General features: G+C 44.5%; 11 protein-coding genes. 8 read left to right on the forward strand and 3 right to left on the reverse strand.

The features are described 5' to 3' along the window. The first annotated feature begins 46 nt into the window (after positions 1 to 46). The 7 genes from ACYVE4_RS11760 (at position 47) to ACYVE4_RS11790 (ending at position 9,558) form a co-directional block, all read left to right on the forward strand. Positions 47 to 451, forward strand: coding sequence for a hypothetical protein (locus ACYVE4_RS11760; protein ID WP_461040055.1), 405 nt, complete (start codon positions 47 to 49; stop codon positions 449 to 451). A gap of 371 nt (positions 452 to 822) precedes the next feature. Continuing rightward, the gene (gyrB, locus tag ACYVE4_RS11765; protein ID WP_461040057.1) at positions 823 to 2,826 is read left to right on the forward strand and encodes a DNA topoisomerase (ATP-hydrolyzing) subunit B; all 2,004 of its coding nucleotides are present in this window, start codon (positions 823 to 825) and stop codon (positions 2,824 to 2,826) included. Between the two features lie 67 nt (positions 2,827 to 2,893). Continuing rightward, complete coding sequence (gene ppk1 / locus ACYVE4_RS11770; protein ID WP_461040058.1) at positions 2,894 to 5,230, forward strand: polyphosphate kinase 1; 2,337 nt, start codon at positions 2,894 to 2,896, stop codon at positions 5,228 to 5,230. Positions 5,231 to 5,272: 42 nt separating this feature from the next. After that, a complete protein-coding gene (locus ACYVE4_RS11775) occupies positions 5,273 to 5,848 on the forward strand; it encodes a Uma2 family endonuclease (protein WP_461040060.1) in 576 nt (191 codons plus the stop codon). 146 nt (positions 5,849 to 5,994) lie between these two features. Beyond that, positions 5,995 to 7,236 carry a NupC/NupG family nucleoside CNT transporter gene (locus tag ACYVE4_RS11780; protein ID WP_461040061.1) on the forward strand — a complete coding sequence of 414 codons (1,242 nt, stop codon included), beginning with the start codon at positions 5,995 to 5,997 and terminating at the stop codon, positions 7,234 to 7,236. A 135-nt stretch (positions 7,237 to 7,371) separates the two neighbouring features. Further along, positions 7,372 to 9,060: a fatty acid--CoA ligase gene (locus ACYVE4_RS11785; RefSeq protein WP_461040063.1), complete on the forward strand. Its 1,689-nt coding sequence runs from the start codon at positions 7,372 to 7,374 to the stop codon at positions 9,058 to 9,060. Positions 9,061 to 9,066: 6 nt separating this feature from the next. Then, positions 9,067 to 9,558, forward strand: a complete 492-nt coding sequence (locus ACYVE4_RS11790; RefSeq protein WP_461040065.1) for a metallophosphoesterase family protein — start codon at positions 9,067 to 9,069, stop codon at positions 9,556 to 9,558. 58 nt (positions 9,559 to 9,616) lie between these two features. On the opposite strand, the gene ftsH is transcribed toward ACYVE4_RS11790, so the two are convergent. Then, positions 9,617 to 11,644 carry an ATP-dependent zinc metalloprotease FtsH gene (gene ftsH / locus ACYVE4_RS11795; RefSeq protein WP_461040067.1) on the reverse strand — a complete coding sequence of 676 codons (2,028 nt, stop codon included), beginning with the start codon at positions 11,642 to 11,644 and terminating at the stop codon, positions 9,617 to 9,619. A 149-nt stretch (positions 11,645 to 11,793) separates the two neighbouring features. Then, on the reverse strand, positions 11,794 to 12,189 hold the full coding sequence (gene rsfS / locus ACYVE4_RS11800; protein ID WP_461040068.1) for a ribosome silencing factor: 396 nt from the start codon (positions 12,187 to 12,189) through the stop codon (positions 11,794 to 11,796). A 103-nt stretch (positions 12,190 to 12,292) separates the two neighbouring features. On the opposite strand from rsfS, the gene ACYVE4_RS11805 reads away from it, so the two are divergent. Next, positions 12,293 to 13,057 (forward strand): biotin--[acetyl-CoA-carboxylase] ligase, encoded by a 765-nt coding sequence (locus ACYVE4_RS11805; RefSeq protein WP_461040069.1) that lies wholly within the window; start codon positions 12,293 to 12,295, stop codon positions 13,055 to 13,057. Between the two features lie 51 nt (positions 13,058 to 13,108). On the opposite strand, the gene pafA is transcribed toward ACYVE4_RS11805, so the two are convergent. After that, positions 13,109 to 14,782 carry an alkaline phosphatase PafA gene (gene pafA, locus ACYVE4_RS11810; RefSeq protein WP_461040071.1) on the reverse strand — a complete coding sequence of 558 codons (1,674 nt, stop codon included), beginning with the start codon at positions 14,780 to 14,782 and terminating at the stop codon, positions 13,109 to 13,111. Between the last annotated feature and the right edge of the window lie 24 nt (positions 14,783 to 14,806).

Raw genomic sequence — 14,806 nt, forward strand, 5'->3', positions numbered from 1 at the left:
GTTAACCGCTACGGCGGACCGTTTGAAACACTAAACAAATTTTTCTGTGATCAATCATAGCAACGAAAATACGCTCCTCGACGATGCTAATTCGTACGATGTCAATAAGGAGCTTATGGGAGCCATTTCTTCGGACTTTGTAAAGGTCGCTGATCAGCTTAAAGAAGCGTCTTATCAAATTCGAAAACGTGGCTTTTCCGAATATCCCATTTTTGTAGCTTCTCGTCGGGATGTACCTGTAGGTCAGCTACTAATTGGCGTTAATGAATTAGAAAATCAATGGAATTATAAGGCATCTTTTCTAGATGAATTTATGCAACGTGCATTAATTGGTACCGAGTCGATCGATCTGTGGAAAGAGAACTATAAAAAGCCAGACGAGTACTGTTGTTTATTTGTCGTTCATGGCGATTTCGCAGGTTTTGTCTATGTTCCTTACCCCGAAGATTAACCCATAAAATTACCCGATTCTCCTGCAGCCGAATCTTATTGATTCGGCTTTATTTTTTTATTTTAGTAATACGATTTTTTCGAGAAAACACCATCTAAAAAAAGTACAGAAAATCAATCATTTTTACTCGTTTTCAATACACTTAAAATTTAGGTTGATTATTCATCTGTTTGACGCCAAAAACTGTATAGAATCTACAAAACACTATTTTTTGGGAATGCGCTACTTTTTTTGTATATTAAGGCAATCATTGTAAAATACGCTAGGAAAAGACAACTTTTTTTTGTATTTTTACAATCTATAAGACCAAAGGAATCCACGCGATTTTACGGCCTTAAACAACAGATTTTTTGACATTTTTTCATTCTAATATGCCCAACGAATTGATTGAAGCTGATGCTCCTGTTGAGACCAAGCCAAATAGCAATTACGGTGCCGATAACATCACTGTTTTAGAAGGTTTGGAGGCCGTTCGCAAACGTCCATCCATGTACATTGGTGATGTTGGTATTCGCGGCTTGCACCACCTGATCTGGGAAGTTGTCGATAACTCTATTGATGAAGCTCTGGCAGGCTATTGCGACAAAATCAGCGTAACTGTCAACCCTGATAATTCCATTACGGTTCAGGACAATGGCCGGGGCATTCCAACGGGTATTAACACCAAAATGGGGAAATCAGCGCTGGAAATAGCGATGACGATCCTGCACGCGGGTGGCAAATTTGATAAAGACACGTATAAAGTCTCCGGCGGGCTGCACGGCGTTGGGGTTTCCTGCGTAAATGCTCTCTCAACCGACGTTCGTGTTGAGGTGCATCGCGAAGGCAAAATCTTTGAACAGGAATATAAAATTGGTGTGCCTCAGTATGATGTACGCGTCATTGGTGAGGCTAACGATACCGGTACCAAAACGCATTTCAAACCTGACGGTAGTATTTTCACCGAAACTGTTTATCGGTACGAAACGATTGCCGGTCGCTTGCGGGAATTAGCCTACCTGAACAAAGGCATTCATATTTTCCTGAAAGACCTGCGGGAATTGGATGAGAACGGCCAACCGCTCCGTCAGGATGATTTCTACTCAGAAGGTGGTTTGATCGAGTTCGTTCAGTACCTGGATGAAACTCGCCCTTCCCTTGATGGCATGAAACCCATCTACATGGAGAGCGATAAAGGTTCGACACCTGTACAGGTTGCCCTGGTATATAACTACGAAGCAGGTGAGAACGTGCTGTCCTATGTGAACAATATCAACACGCATGAAGGCGGTACGCACGTACAGGGTTTCCGTTCGGCCCTAACGCGGGTGCTGAAAAACTACGCCGATAAAAATCCGGGCGTATTACCCAAAAATGCGGGTAAAGTCACGTTTAGTGGGGAAGACTTCCGGAAAGGACTGACTGCCGTTATTTCGGTAAAAGTTCAGGATCCTCAGTTTGAAGGCCAGACTAAAACCAAACTTGGTAACCAGGAAGTTGTGAGTGCAGTGAGTCAGGCGATGGCCGATCTGCTGGAAACCTGGCTGGAGGAAAATCCAAAAACGGCGCAGGGAATCGTTAAGAAGGTCCTTGTTTCGGCGCAGGCCCGGATCGCGGCTGATTTGGCCTACAAGCGAATTATGACCGAGCGGAAAGATTTCATGGGCGGCATGGGCCTCCCCGGAAAACTAGCCGACTGTTCCGACACTGATCCTGAAAAATGTGAACTTTATCTGGTTGAGGGTGACTCGGCTGGTGGTACTGCCAAACAGGGCCGTAACCGCGCTTATCAGGCCATTTTACCCTTGCGTGGTAAAATCCTGAACGTAGAAAAAGCGCTGGAACATAAGATTTACGAAAACGAAGAAATCAAAAACATTTGGACTGCCCTTGGCGTTCGACTCGAAAAGAAAGATGATGAAACGGTGATGAATCTGGATAAACTCCGGTATCATAAAATCATCATCATGACCGATGCCGACGTGGATGGTAGCCACATTCGAACGCTGATTCTGACGTTGTTTTACCGCAACATGAAATCGCTGATCGATAATGGGTACATCTACATTGCTCAGCCTCCACTTTATCTGGTCAAAAAGGGTAAAGAAGAGCGATATTGCTGGACAGAAGCCCAACGTGAAGCAGCCGTAAAAGAATTAGCGGGATCAGGAAAAGAAGAAAATGTAGGCGTTCAACGTTACAAAGGTCTTGGAGAGATGAACGCCGAACAGCTCTGGAGCACGACGATGAACCCCGATACGCGAACGCTGAAAGTGGTCACGGTCGAGTCGGCGGCAGATGCTGACCACGTTTTTTCGACACTGATGGGCGATGAAGTGGCCCCCCGACGAGACTTCATCGAACGAAATGCGAAATATGCCCGAGTGGATGTTTAACCGAATGATAATATAAAGCGGGCCAAACAGCCCGCTTTTTTGTTGTAATTCACAGGTAAAATTGAGTATGCGTTATTCTTTGAACCCAAACCGGAACATTTTGGGAAACCTGGTTTCCCGCTTTACTCACCGTCAGGAGAAACCCTCCACCCTGACCACAGAAAAAATGGGAAAAGTCAGTGAAAAAGTAAGCAGTGTCATCGACCAGAGCGATTACCTAAGTCGGGATTTAAGCTGGATCAAATTCAATGAACGGGTACTTGATCAGGCCCGCAGTACGGATCGTACGTTAATGGAACGGTTGAAATTTCTGGCAATTTCAGCTTCAAACCTCGACGAGTTCTTCATGATCCGGGTTGGTAGTTTATACAACTATCTCGATTACCATAAACAGCGAGTTGATTATTCAGGTCTGCGCGAAGTTCCCTTCCGAAAGGCTCTATTCACAGCAGCTCATCAACTCTGCCAGGATCAGCAGGCTCTCTTTACGGAGCAGTTACTACCCTTGTTTGCTGAAAACGGGCTTCAATTAGCCAAGTTCAACGACCTGAAATTAGAAGAACAGGCAGCAGCAACCGACTATTTCGACCGAGCTATCTACCCAACTCTGACACCAATGCTGTATGATTATACTCATACGTTTCCGGTGTTGTTAGCTAAAGTTTTGATCTTCGGTGTGGTTACGCAGAGTCCAGAAGTGCCTGCTTCTCAACAAAACCGGGCGGAGGATGACGATGATCGACAACGGCTATCATTCGTACAGATTCCGGCCAATTTACCTCGCTTCCTATCCTTTGAACGCGAGGACATTACATTGTTTCTGCCCATCGAAGAAATTGTCCGTCAGAACATTAAAAAGCTCTACCGGAACATAGATATTCTGTCGGTCAATCTGTTCCGTATTACACGTAATGGCGATTTTACGCTCGACGAAAATGATGATGATGAAGTCGATTTCATTGACGAAGTCAAGCAAAAAATCAAAAATCGACGGTTAGGGCGTGTTACTCGTGTTGAAGTAGAAACCGATAACGTCACGGAAGACAGCGAAACCTGGATGCTGAATCTGCTCAAAAAACGCTGGGAAATTGACGATTTGAATATTTTCGAGTCAACAAGTCTGCTCGATTATTCAGCTTTCTGGCAGATTATTGGCCATCCCGATTTCAAAGATGATATGCCTCGTCCACATGCTCCTGTGCCTCCAATAGGTCTAGGTCGTGAGAAAACAGACGATATTTTTGAAATAATTAAACAACGGGATTTGCTACTTCACCATCCGTACAACAATTTCGAACCTGTACTACAACTTTTAGAACAAGCGGCTGAAGATCCGAATGTACTCGCTATTAAAATTACGGTTTATCGATTAGCCAAACGATCACGCATTACCGAAGCATTATTAAAAGCCGCTGAAAATGGGAAACACGTATCGGTTCTCTTCGAAGTAAAAGCACGATTTGACGAAGAAAATAACATTCGGGAAGCACAGCGACTTCAGAAAGCAGGCTGTTTTGTGATTTACGGAATCAGCCGTTTCAAAACCCATACAAAACTATTACTTGTTGTGCGGAGTGAAGGCAGTCGGGTTGTACGATACGCCCACATGGCTACCGGAAATTATAACGAAGACACGTCAAAACTATATACCGATATTGGTCTGCTAACGACTGACGAAACCTATACGCACGACATTTCCGAGTTTTTCAACGTAATCACCGGTCACTCGTTGCCCAATGAATATCAATACCTGATTACAGCACCGCGCGATATGCGGGATCAGTTAATACGATTGATTCGCCAGGAAGCCGATAATGCCAAACGAGAATTGCCTAGTGGCATTTGCATTAAAGTTAATTCACTGGAAGACAAGCAGGTTATCGATGAATTGTACAAAGCGTCGCAAGCTGGCGTTCCTGTACGGCTCATTGTCCGTAGCATTTGCTGCCTTCGTCCACAACGTGCAGGTTTGAGTGAACACATCATGGTTCGATCCATAGTTGGTGATTTTCTGGAACATACCCGAATCTATTATTTCCATAACAATGGTGATCCAAAAGTATACGGTGGCAGCGCCGATGTGATGGTGCGTAGTTTTGACCGACGCATTGAATCCTTGTTTTTCCTGGCCGATAATCGTGTCAAACAGCAGGCCATTCTGATTCTGAAATACAATCTGGAAGATAACGTGAATGCGTATGAGCTTAAAGAAGATGGCGACTTTCAGAAATGCGACGTACCAGCTGGTGGTGAGCCATTTAACATGCATCAACGCTTCTTCGACGTAACCGAAAAAGAAGCCATGGCAGCCCGCTTATTCGACCCCGAAATCAAGCCTGCCGAAATCGCCAAAATTGAAGAAGAATATCAGGAGGGTGCCGAGCGAGCGATTGCTAATATTTAATAAACAGTTTTACTATCTTTGGTTGCTTAATTTAACAGAGGGATGGAATCAATACGGGTACATTTGCCGGAAGATTTACGAATGAACGACGATGAGTTTATTCGTTTCTGCCAGGATAATCCGGACCTGAAGTTCGAGCGACGGAAGAATGGCGATATTGTTTTTATGGCAAATACAGGCGGAGAAAGTGGCAATTACAATTTTGAGATAGGTGCTGATTTTGCTATATGGAATCGTCAGACACGATTTGGGAAATTTTTTGATTCGTCAACGGCTTTTCGACTGCCTGATACATCGATTATGTCACCATATGTTTCGGCAATTACCCAAAGTCGCTGGGACATACTTACGCCTGAGCAGCGCCGAAAAATTTTACACCTTTGCCCTGACTTTGTACTTGAACTTCGCTCTCAATCAGATCGACTGAAAGACTGTTTTGAGAAAATGGATGATTGGATGGCCAATGGCTGTCGATTAGGTTGGCTGATTGATTTGACTAACCAGCTAACTTATATCTACCGGCCTAATCAAGATCGCGAGGAAGTTAATGGCCTTGGTCAGCTATCAGGCGAAGATGTACTTCCTGGCTTTGTTCTCGATCTGAGAACTCTAGTCTAGCATAAACACAAATTAGATAAGACGGATTGAGTGACGCTATTTATAGCCAATTCAGTCCGTTTTCTTTGCTCTTAACTCTAGACAGGCTTGTTCCATCGCTACTTTTTGTATCTTAGCTAACCTAACTGTAACTCTGATTTTACTTGATGGAGCGCTTTACTGGCTTAATTGGTATCGTTTTAATTCTGGGGATTGCCTATGCGCTTTCCAATAATCGCAAAGCAATAAATTTTCGTACTGTTGGTGTTGGACTGGCTCTCCAGTTCGGACTGGCGGTATTTGTCTTAAAAACTGAAACGGGCCAAAGTATCTTTCAGGGCTTAGGGCATTATGTAGATCGGCTACTGCAAAAAGCAAACATTGGGGCCGAATTTGTCTTTTCTACTCTGGTAAGGACGGATGTATTAGTGAAAGCTTTCGGCCCTGGTAACGATTTCATTTTCTTCTTCAAAGTCATTCCAACGATCATTTTCGTAGCCGTTCTGGTAAATATTTTCTATCACCTGGGTGTTATGCAACGCATCGTTGCAGTTATGGCAAGAGCGATGAAATGGTTGATGGGCGTTAGTGGTGCCGAAGCCCTTTCAAACGTAGCTAGTACGTTTGTGGGTCAGGTTGAGGCTCAAATTATGATTAAGCCTTACCTGAACGGCATGACGAATTCAGAACTTTTGGCTAGTATGGCAGGGTCTTTTGCCTGTATTGCCGGTGGAGTATTGGCTGTTTATATTTCGCTCGGTGTACCAGCTCCTTATTTGTTGGCGGCCAGTATTATGGCCGCTCCAGGCGCACTAGTTATTAGTAAGATTGTAATGCCTGAAACAGAAGTTTCTGAAACGCAGGGAATTATTAAAGTTGAAATCAAAAAGACGCACGCAAACTTACTCGATGCCATTGCAGCTGGAGCCAGCGAGGGTTTGAAAGTGGGGCTAAACGTAGTGGCCATGTTAATTGGCTTTATCGCGCTTATTGCCCTGATTGACAGCATTTTATTTCGCATTGGATTCTATTTGATTGGCATCGATTACCTAAGCATGAATTTTTTGCTAGGAAAAGTATTCTCCGTTTTTGCCTGGGCGATGGGCGTACCGACTAAAGATATCCAAACAGCAGGTTCGCTGATGGGTACGAAAATGGTGGTGAACGAATTTGTCGCGTACCTCGATCTGGTCAAAGTAAAACCAACTTTAGATCCAAAAACAATTGCGATTGTCAGCTTTGCTCTTTGCGGATTCGCTAACTTCAGCTCAATCGCTATTCAGGTTGGTGGTATTGGCGAGCTAGCTCCCAAACGTCGCAGCGATTTAGCCAAACTAGGTTTTAAAGCGCTAATCTGCGGAACACTAGCTAGTTATATGTCAGCTACATTAGCTGGATTACTGTTGTAATTGAATTCCTTTCAGGAAAAGCCTGGACTTCTACCCATAGAAGTCTAGGCTTTTTTATTGATTACTATTTTTTCTTTCCATCGTTCAATCCTACCTTCGACTTACGCGTTTTTGCTCTAAACCTTTACGTCATTTATGATACAGACCAAACTCATTCCGCGTACAGCCGAGGCTAAAGAACCGCCTTTACTGATAAAATCGTTGCTGGCTCAATCAGCTAACTATGAGCCCCAACGCGAAATTGTTTACCGGGATTTATTCCGAATGAATTACACTACGTTCAATCAACGGGTCCGGCAATTAGCCAATGTTCTGACTGAAATCGGTGTGGCCCCTGGTGATACAGTTGCTGTACTGGATTGGGACAGCCATCGGTATCTTGAATGTTTTTTCGGTGTAACCAGCCTTGGCGCCATTCTGCATACAGTAAACGTTCGACTGTCTCCTGCACAGATTTTATATACGATGAATCACGCGGAGGACAAAGTAATCCTGATTCATGAAGATTTCTTGCCACTTCTGACAGCTATAAAAGATCAATTAACAACCGTTGAAAAATTCATTATTTTAAGTGACAAAGTATATGTCGATGGCAAAATCTCGCAGCCGGTTATCGACATTCCAACTGGTTTTTCTGGTGAATACGAAGCTCTCCTACAAGTGGCTTCATCAGCATATGAATTTCCAGATTTTGACGAAAATACATGGGCGACAACTTTTTATACTACAGGTACGACGGGTAATCCAAAAGGGGTTTATTTCTCTCATCGACAGTTATTTATGCATACAATGGGCCTTCTCACCTACCTGATCGGATACGAAGCCCTGCCTTTTAAATCGCGAACAGACGTGTATATGCCGATTACGCCAATGTTCCATGTTCATGCCTGGGGATTTCCATTTCTGGCTACGCTGATGTCAGCCAAGCAGGTGTATCCTGGCAAGTATGAGCCAGACATGCTGTGCCGACTTATTGTAACCGAAAAAGTTACGCTTTCTCACTGTGTACCAACCATCCTGGCAATGCTCGTTGGGAGCCCGGCAGCTCAGAAATTCCGAGAGAATCTAAGCCGCTGGAGTGTATTAATCGGAGGCTCAGCCCTGACAAAAGGGCTGGCAAAAGCAGCTCTGGATTTAGGTATTAATGTTCTAGCTGGTTATGGTATGTCCGAAACAGCTCCCATTCTTTCGGTTGTATATTTAAATGACACTGAACGAACCTTACCGCTTGAACAACAAATTGATCTTCGTGTTCGGGCAGGCCGAATTGCTCCCTTTGTGGAAGCGCGCTTGATGGACGACGAAGGCTCTTTTGTAGAGCATGATGGCAATTCGTTGGGAGAAATCGTCGTACGAACGCCCTGGCTCACACAAGGTTATTATAATGATCCTGAGCGTGGAGCAGACCTTTGGAAAGGCGGCTGGCTGCACACAGGTGACGTAGCTAGTATTTCGCCCGATAATTGGCTAGTCATTGCTGACCGTACGAAAGATGTTATCAAAACTGGTGGAGAATGGGTTTCTTCACTGGATATGGAAAATGAACTTTCGCAGATTGAGGGCGTGGCCGAATCAGCCGTTGTCGGTTTGCCTGATGAACGCTGGGGAGAGCGACCGCATGCACTCGTCGTCCAAAAAGCGGGGTATGCTCTAACAGCAGAAGGTATTAAAGCAGCCTTGCAAGCGAAAATAGATCGCGGAGACATCCATAAATGGTATCTTCCCGATCGTATTCTTTTCGTTTCTGAAATTCCGAAAACGAGTGTCGGTAAAATTGACAAGAAACGGATTCGGAGCGAGATGAAAGAACAAATCTTATCCTAGATTGGCATGACTCGTATTGGTTTATTATCGGATACGCACAGTTATCTAGATCCACAGATATTCAATCATTTCGCTGATTGCGACGAAATCTGGCACGCTGGTGATGTGGGTGATCTTCGGATTATTGACCAGTTGCGGGATTTCCGGCCATTACGAATTGTGAGTGGAAATATTGACCTGGCAACAAATGAATTACCACCCGACCAGCACTTTACCCTGGAGGGTTTATCCATCTGGATGAGGCATATTGGTGGTTCACCACCCAACTATAATCCTGTTGTTCGCCCTCAATTGAAAGCTAATCCGCCAGACTTATTTATTTGCGGACATTCGCATATTCTCAAAGTAACACGCGATTTACAGATGAACAATTTGCTATTTATAAATCCTGGCGCAGCGGGTAAAACAGGATTTCACGTTATGCGCACAATACTTCGTTTCACGCTTGATGCAGGTCGGGTTCTGGATATGCAAGCGATTGAGCTAGGCAAAAAGTAAGTGCAACGAAAAAGGGATTCCAGCTAAGAAATCCCTTTTTCGTTTTTATTATTTGACTTTAGATAGGAAGCGATTCGGGTTCGGTTTCAGCTGGTTTTGACTCCTTGCCAATTTCCTCTTTCACTTCTTCAGCCACACCTTTATTCTTATAAGCCTGATAAACCGTTTCACGCTCGAACGGCCGTTTGCCAATCAAGCGAACGAGGTCATTCTGATAGAGTATCTCTTTCTCCAGCAATTCTTTAGCAATGATCTCCAGCGCTTCACGCTTATCGGTCAGCAAATCTTTTGTGCGCGTGTAAGCGATGTCAACAATCTTGCGGACTTCTTCGTCAATGTGCTTGGCGGTTTCTTCCGAGTAAGGCTTATTGAACGCGTAGTCTGACTGTTTTGAATCGTAGAACGAAACATTACCAATCTTGTCATTCATACCATACATCGTTACCATGCTGTAAGCCAGCTTAGTAATACGCTCCAGATCGCTAAGCGCACCGGTTGATACTTTACCGAAAATTAGATCTTCGGCAGCCCGTCCACCAAGAGCCATACACATTTCGTCCATTAGCTGCTCTGTACGATACAGATACTGCTCACGAGGAAGGTACTGCGCATAACCCAAAGCAGCTACACCACGCGGCACAATCGTCACTTTTACGAGCGGATCAGCGTGTTCCAAGAACCAGCCAGCTACCGCGTGCCCAGCTTCGTGATAGGCTACGATCTCTTTCTCTTCAGGCGAAATGATCTTGTTTTTCTTTTCCAGACCACCAATTACACGGTCCATTGCATCCTGGAAATCCTTCATATCAACAGCCTCTTTGTCGCTACGAGCGGCAATCAAAGCAGCTTCATTACAAACGTTTGCAATTTCAGCACCGGCAAATCCTGGTGTTTGAGCAGCTAATTCTTTTGGGTCAACATCAGCGGCCAGTTTAATAGGCTTCAGGTGAACCCGAAAAATAGCTTCCCGACCAATAATATCTGGTTTATCAATGCTAATCTGACGGTCGAAACGGCCTGGACGTTGCAGCGCTGAATCCAATACATCAGGACGGTTGGTAGCAGCCAGGATAATGATTCCTGAATCCGTTGCAAAACCATCCATTTCAACCAGCAATGAGTTCAGTGTATTCTCACGCTCATCGTTTGCGCCGGGCATCGATCCGCGTCCACGCGAACGACCTACTGCATCAATTTCATCGATGAAGATGATACAAGGTGCTTTTTCTTTAGCTTGTTTGAAGAGGTCACGTACACGAGCCGCTCCTACCCCAACAAACATTTCAACGAAATCAGAACCCGACAGCGAGAAGAACGGAACGCCAGCTTCACCAGCTACAGCCTTCGCTAACAAGGTTTTACCTGTACCTGGAGGGCCAATCAGAAGGGCTCCTTTCGGGATCTTAGCACCCAGTTTTGTAAACTTGGTTGGGTTTTTCAGGTAATCAACGATTTCCTTGATTTCCTCTTTCGCTTCGTCCAGACCCGCTACATCATTGAAGGTGATTTTGACTTTGTTATCAGCATCGAACAAAGCTGCTTTCGACTTGCCAATGTTGAAAATCTGTCCACCCGGACCACCTGCGCCCGACATCCGGCCTAACAGGAAGTACATGGCCAGGATCATGACGATTAGGAACCCCCAAGTACTAATAATACTGCCAAAGTCGCTACGCTGCTCGAATTTATAGTCAACTTTTTCGTTGTCGGGAACCCCTTGTTGCATCGCATCCAGATCCTTTTTAAAGGTTTCGCCAGATGCGATCTGGAATTGGAAGTGTGGACCATGACTGGAACCGAAATACGGTTTGTCAGCAAACATGGATCGATATTTTGGACTTTGCGCTGCCTGCTGGGTGAGTGTTACTTCAGCAACTTTGTCATTGACAACCACTACTTCAGCAACTTCGTGATCTTTCACCATTTGCTCGAACCGTTTCTGCGACGATTCGCGAGTGGCTGAGCTTTTGTTAAAAAAGGTAATGCCAAGGATGGCGGCAATCAGTAACGCAACAATCCAACCCTGAAAGTTGGGCTTGCGTGGCCCTCCTCGGGGTACTAACGGATTTCTATTATTATCTGCCATTTCTTCAGGTTATACAAAACGGATTTCATGAGTTAACACCGTTTTCAAAGTGAATGTTTCTTTCGTGGTTTGGTTCGGACAGACGGTTCATCGACTCAATAAGCGGCCCAAAATCAGTCTGTTCCTGTATGATTGGGCCGCTTTATGTATTAAGATGCGGCTGTTAGTTCATTGTCTTCAACTAAATGAATTTCAGCATCACCCCAGAGTTGCTCAAGGTCGTAGAAAGTTCGACGGTCTTTTTTAAAGACGTGGGCCACTACGTCAACATAGTCCAGCAAAATCCATTCTTTATTTAATTTCCCCTCTTTATGCCAAGGATCTTGTTTGCTGGCTTTGTAAACTTCTTCTTCAATCGACGTTGAGATGGCATCAATTTGTGTATCGGAATTACCCGAACATATTACAAAGTAATCACAAATTGCATTTTTCACATTGCGCAAGTCCATTATAACGATGTCCTGCGCCTTTTTCTCCTGCATCCCGCGAACAACGAAATCACGAATTTGCTCGGCGGTAAACTCTTTATTGTTGTTTATTCTCATGCTTTCGGTTTAACATTGCCACGCTAATTAGCGGGTACTTTGCCAAAAGGGTAATACGCCCGAAGCACCATTCATTAGCTTTACTACTAAACTATACAATATTTTGTACAAAATCTATCCCAAAACGCTTTTTCTTGGACAAATAATCCAATATCTGCCAAGCTGTCAGTCTACTAACGACGAAGCGTCTGCTTTGATTGCGCAGAAAGACCCCAGTGAAGGAACCCTTGTCATAACTGACAATCAAACTGCCGGACGCGGACAACGTGGTAATAAGTGGGAAGCAAATGCAGGACAAAATCTAACCTTCTCGGCCATACTTAAACCAACTTTTTTATCAGCTGGCGAGCAGTTCTGGCTTAATATGGCTATCTCGCTGGGTATTTATAATGTTCTACAGCCACTAATCGGGGATGCATTACGAATCAAATGGCCCAATGACATTTATGTAGGTGACCAAAAGTTAGGCGGCATTCTTATTGAAAACATGCTTCAAGGCTACGCGATTGGCTGGTCGATTGTCGGGATTGGCTTGAATGTTAATCAGACTGAAATGAGTTATTCAACGGCTACTTCTCTTCAGTTGCAAGCTTCTCTTCCCAACGGCTATGACCTGCCAGGTTTACTTAGTCGCCTGTGTGAAACACTTGAGCAATCTTACCTCCAACTGCGCTCCGGTCAGCGAGATTCGCTCAAAATGGCTTATTTGCAAATTTTATACCGTTATCAGGAAGAGCACATTTTTGAAGCGGAAGGGCGTCCGTTTCAAGGAACGATAATCGGTATCGATTCAACAGGTCGATTGGCTATAGCTACAAAAGAGCAAGTGCACTACTTTGCTTTTAAGGAAGTAAGTTTTATTATTTAGTGATGAGTAGGATTTATTCCCTTCGCTATACTTATCACTTATCGTTCATCACTATTTTATCGCTTCTTCTACAGGATTACCGATGCAGCCGCTGGGTTCAAGTAGCTTAAGAAGGGCCGTGATGGTTGGTGCAATGTCGTGAATATGTGTTCGGCGTAAAGTTTGGCCCGGTTTAACGCCCCAGCCGTATAACAGAAAAGGAACATGCGTATCATAGGCGTAGGTTGTGCCATGCGTAGTTCCTTTCGACCGTCCTTCTATCCAGCCTGGGGGTTGCATAACGTAGAAATCACCGCTACGATTTGGGTGATTTACATTCCGGAAGAGATTTTCCTGCAATAATGGCAGAGCTTCGGCCCCAAGATTATGGAGATTCACCACATTAACAATCGCTTTTTGCTTTAATAAGGTGCTTCGAAGCAGTTCATAAACTTCCTGCATCGGTATTTTCTTTTCAGTCAGTAAGGCATGATTTAAGTAAACCTGCTGGTTGATGTAAGACAGCATCCATTTGCCTGGTCCATAGGCTTTTTCGAGCGTAGCTTTTACCACTTCGCCAATTTCTCCATATCCTTTTACCCCTCCAGGAATCCGGTATTGCTGTAAGAAACCTGGCACATCAACTACCCCATGATCGGCCGACAAAAACGCTACCCATTGGCCTTGGCCGACTGTCGCATCCAACTGATTAAAAATATCAGCCAGTTGTCGGTCTAGTCGAATATAATTGTCTTCTGTTTCAACAGCGTGCGTACCAAAAGCGTGACCAATATAATCGGGTGATGAAAAGCTCAGACAAAGCATATCCGTTACATCATGTTTGCCCAATTGCTCCCCTTTCAATGCGGCTAGTGCAAATTCTTTTGTAATCTGATCACCGTATGGGCTGGTTCGTAATACTTCATATTTACTACTACCAGTCTGAACAACAAATTCGTGTGGGAAAATGGCTTTGGCTTCCCCAGGCATCGATGCTTCGTATGGTTCATCATCGGGCGTACTTTCGGTATACTGAGCCATTGATAGTGTTGGCTCCCATTTCTGCGTCAGGAATTTGTCACCGAGTTTGAGCGAATTGAAGTCCTGAACCCATTTTGGTAATTCTTTCTGGTAAAACGTGCTGCTGATGAAGTTGCCATCTTTCGAATCGTACCAGTAAGCCGCGTCGGCCGCATGACCAGCTGGCAGAATTGCTCCCCGATCTTTTAAGGCAATACCAATCACTTTAGCACGCCCATCCGTAGCTAATTTAAGCTGATCACCAATCGTGGTTACCAACATATTTCGGGGCGACATTTTTCCAGCCGTACCGGTATTACCCACTGTACTGACGGTGGTATCTTCGGCACAATACAGCAATCGACCGATATTTCGCTCGTAGAAATCATTCCCAACTATGCCATTTAAAGCAGGGGCTGAGCCAGTATAAATGGCAGCATGACCGGGTCCAGTATAGGTAGCTGCGTAGTGATAATGGTTATTACGAGCATTGAAACCGCCGTCCATCATCCGCCGAAATCCTCCCGTACCAAACTTGTTATAATATCGGTACAGATAATCGTAGCGCATCTGATCAACGACGATTCCCACGACAAGCTTAGGTCGAGCAAGTGTTTGAGGAGTCGCTGCCGCATTTTTTGATGGGGTTGGTGCAGTTCGTTTTGGCTGAGCAAGGACTACTATAGAAATCAGTGACAGTACGAACGTAGACGTAATCAGGCGCATAAAACCGTTTCGTTGGATGTTAGG

The sequence above is a fragment of the Spirosoma harenae genome, assembly GCF_054776975.1.

Coding starts and splice junctions, on each gene's coding strand:
- ACYVE4_RS11775 (WP_461040060.1), top strand. CDS start 5,273: ATGGAATCAATACGGGTACATTTGCCGGAAGATTTACGAATGAACGAC.
- ACYVE4_RS11790 (WP_461040065.1), top strand. CDS start 9,067: ATGACTCGTATTGGTTTATTATCGGATACGCACAGTTATCTAGATCCA.
- ppk1 (WP_461040058.1), top strand. CDS start 2,894: ATGCGTTATTCTTTGAACCCAAACCGGAACATTTTGGGAAACCTGGTT.
- gyrB (WP_461040057.1), top strand. CDS start 823: ATGCCCAACGAATTGATTGAAGCTGATGCTCCTGTTGAGACCAAGCCA.
- ACYVE4_RS11780 (WP_461040061.1), top strand. CDS start 5,995: ATGGAGCGCTTTACTGGCTTAATTGGTATCGTTTTAATTCTGGGGATT.
- ACYVE4_RS11785 (WP_461040063.1), top strand. CDS start 7,372: ATGATACAGACCAAACTCATTCCGCGTACAGCCGAGGCTAAAGAACCG.
- pafA (WP_461040071.1), bottom strand. CDS start 14,782: ATGCGCCTGATTACGTCTACGTTCGTACTGTCACTGATTTCTATAGTA.
- rsfS (WP_461040068.1), bottom strand. CDS start 12,189: ATGAGAATAAACAACAATAAAGAGTTTACCGCCGAGCAAATTCGTGAT.
- ftsH (WP_461040067.1), bottom strand. CDS start 11,644: ATGGCAGATAATAATAGAAATCCGTTAGTACCCCGAGGAGGGCCACGC.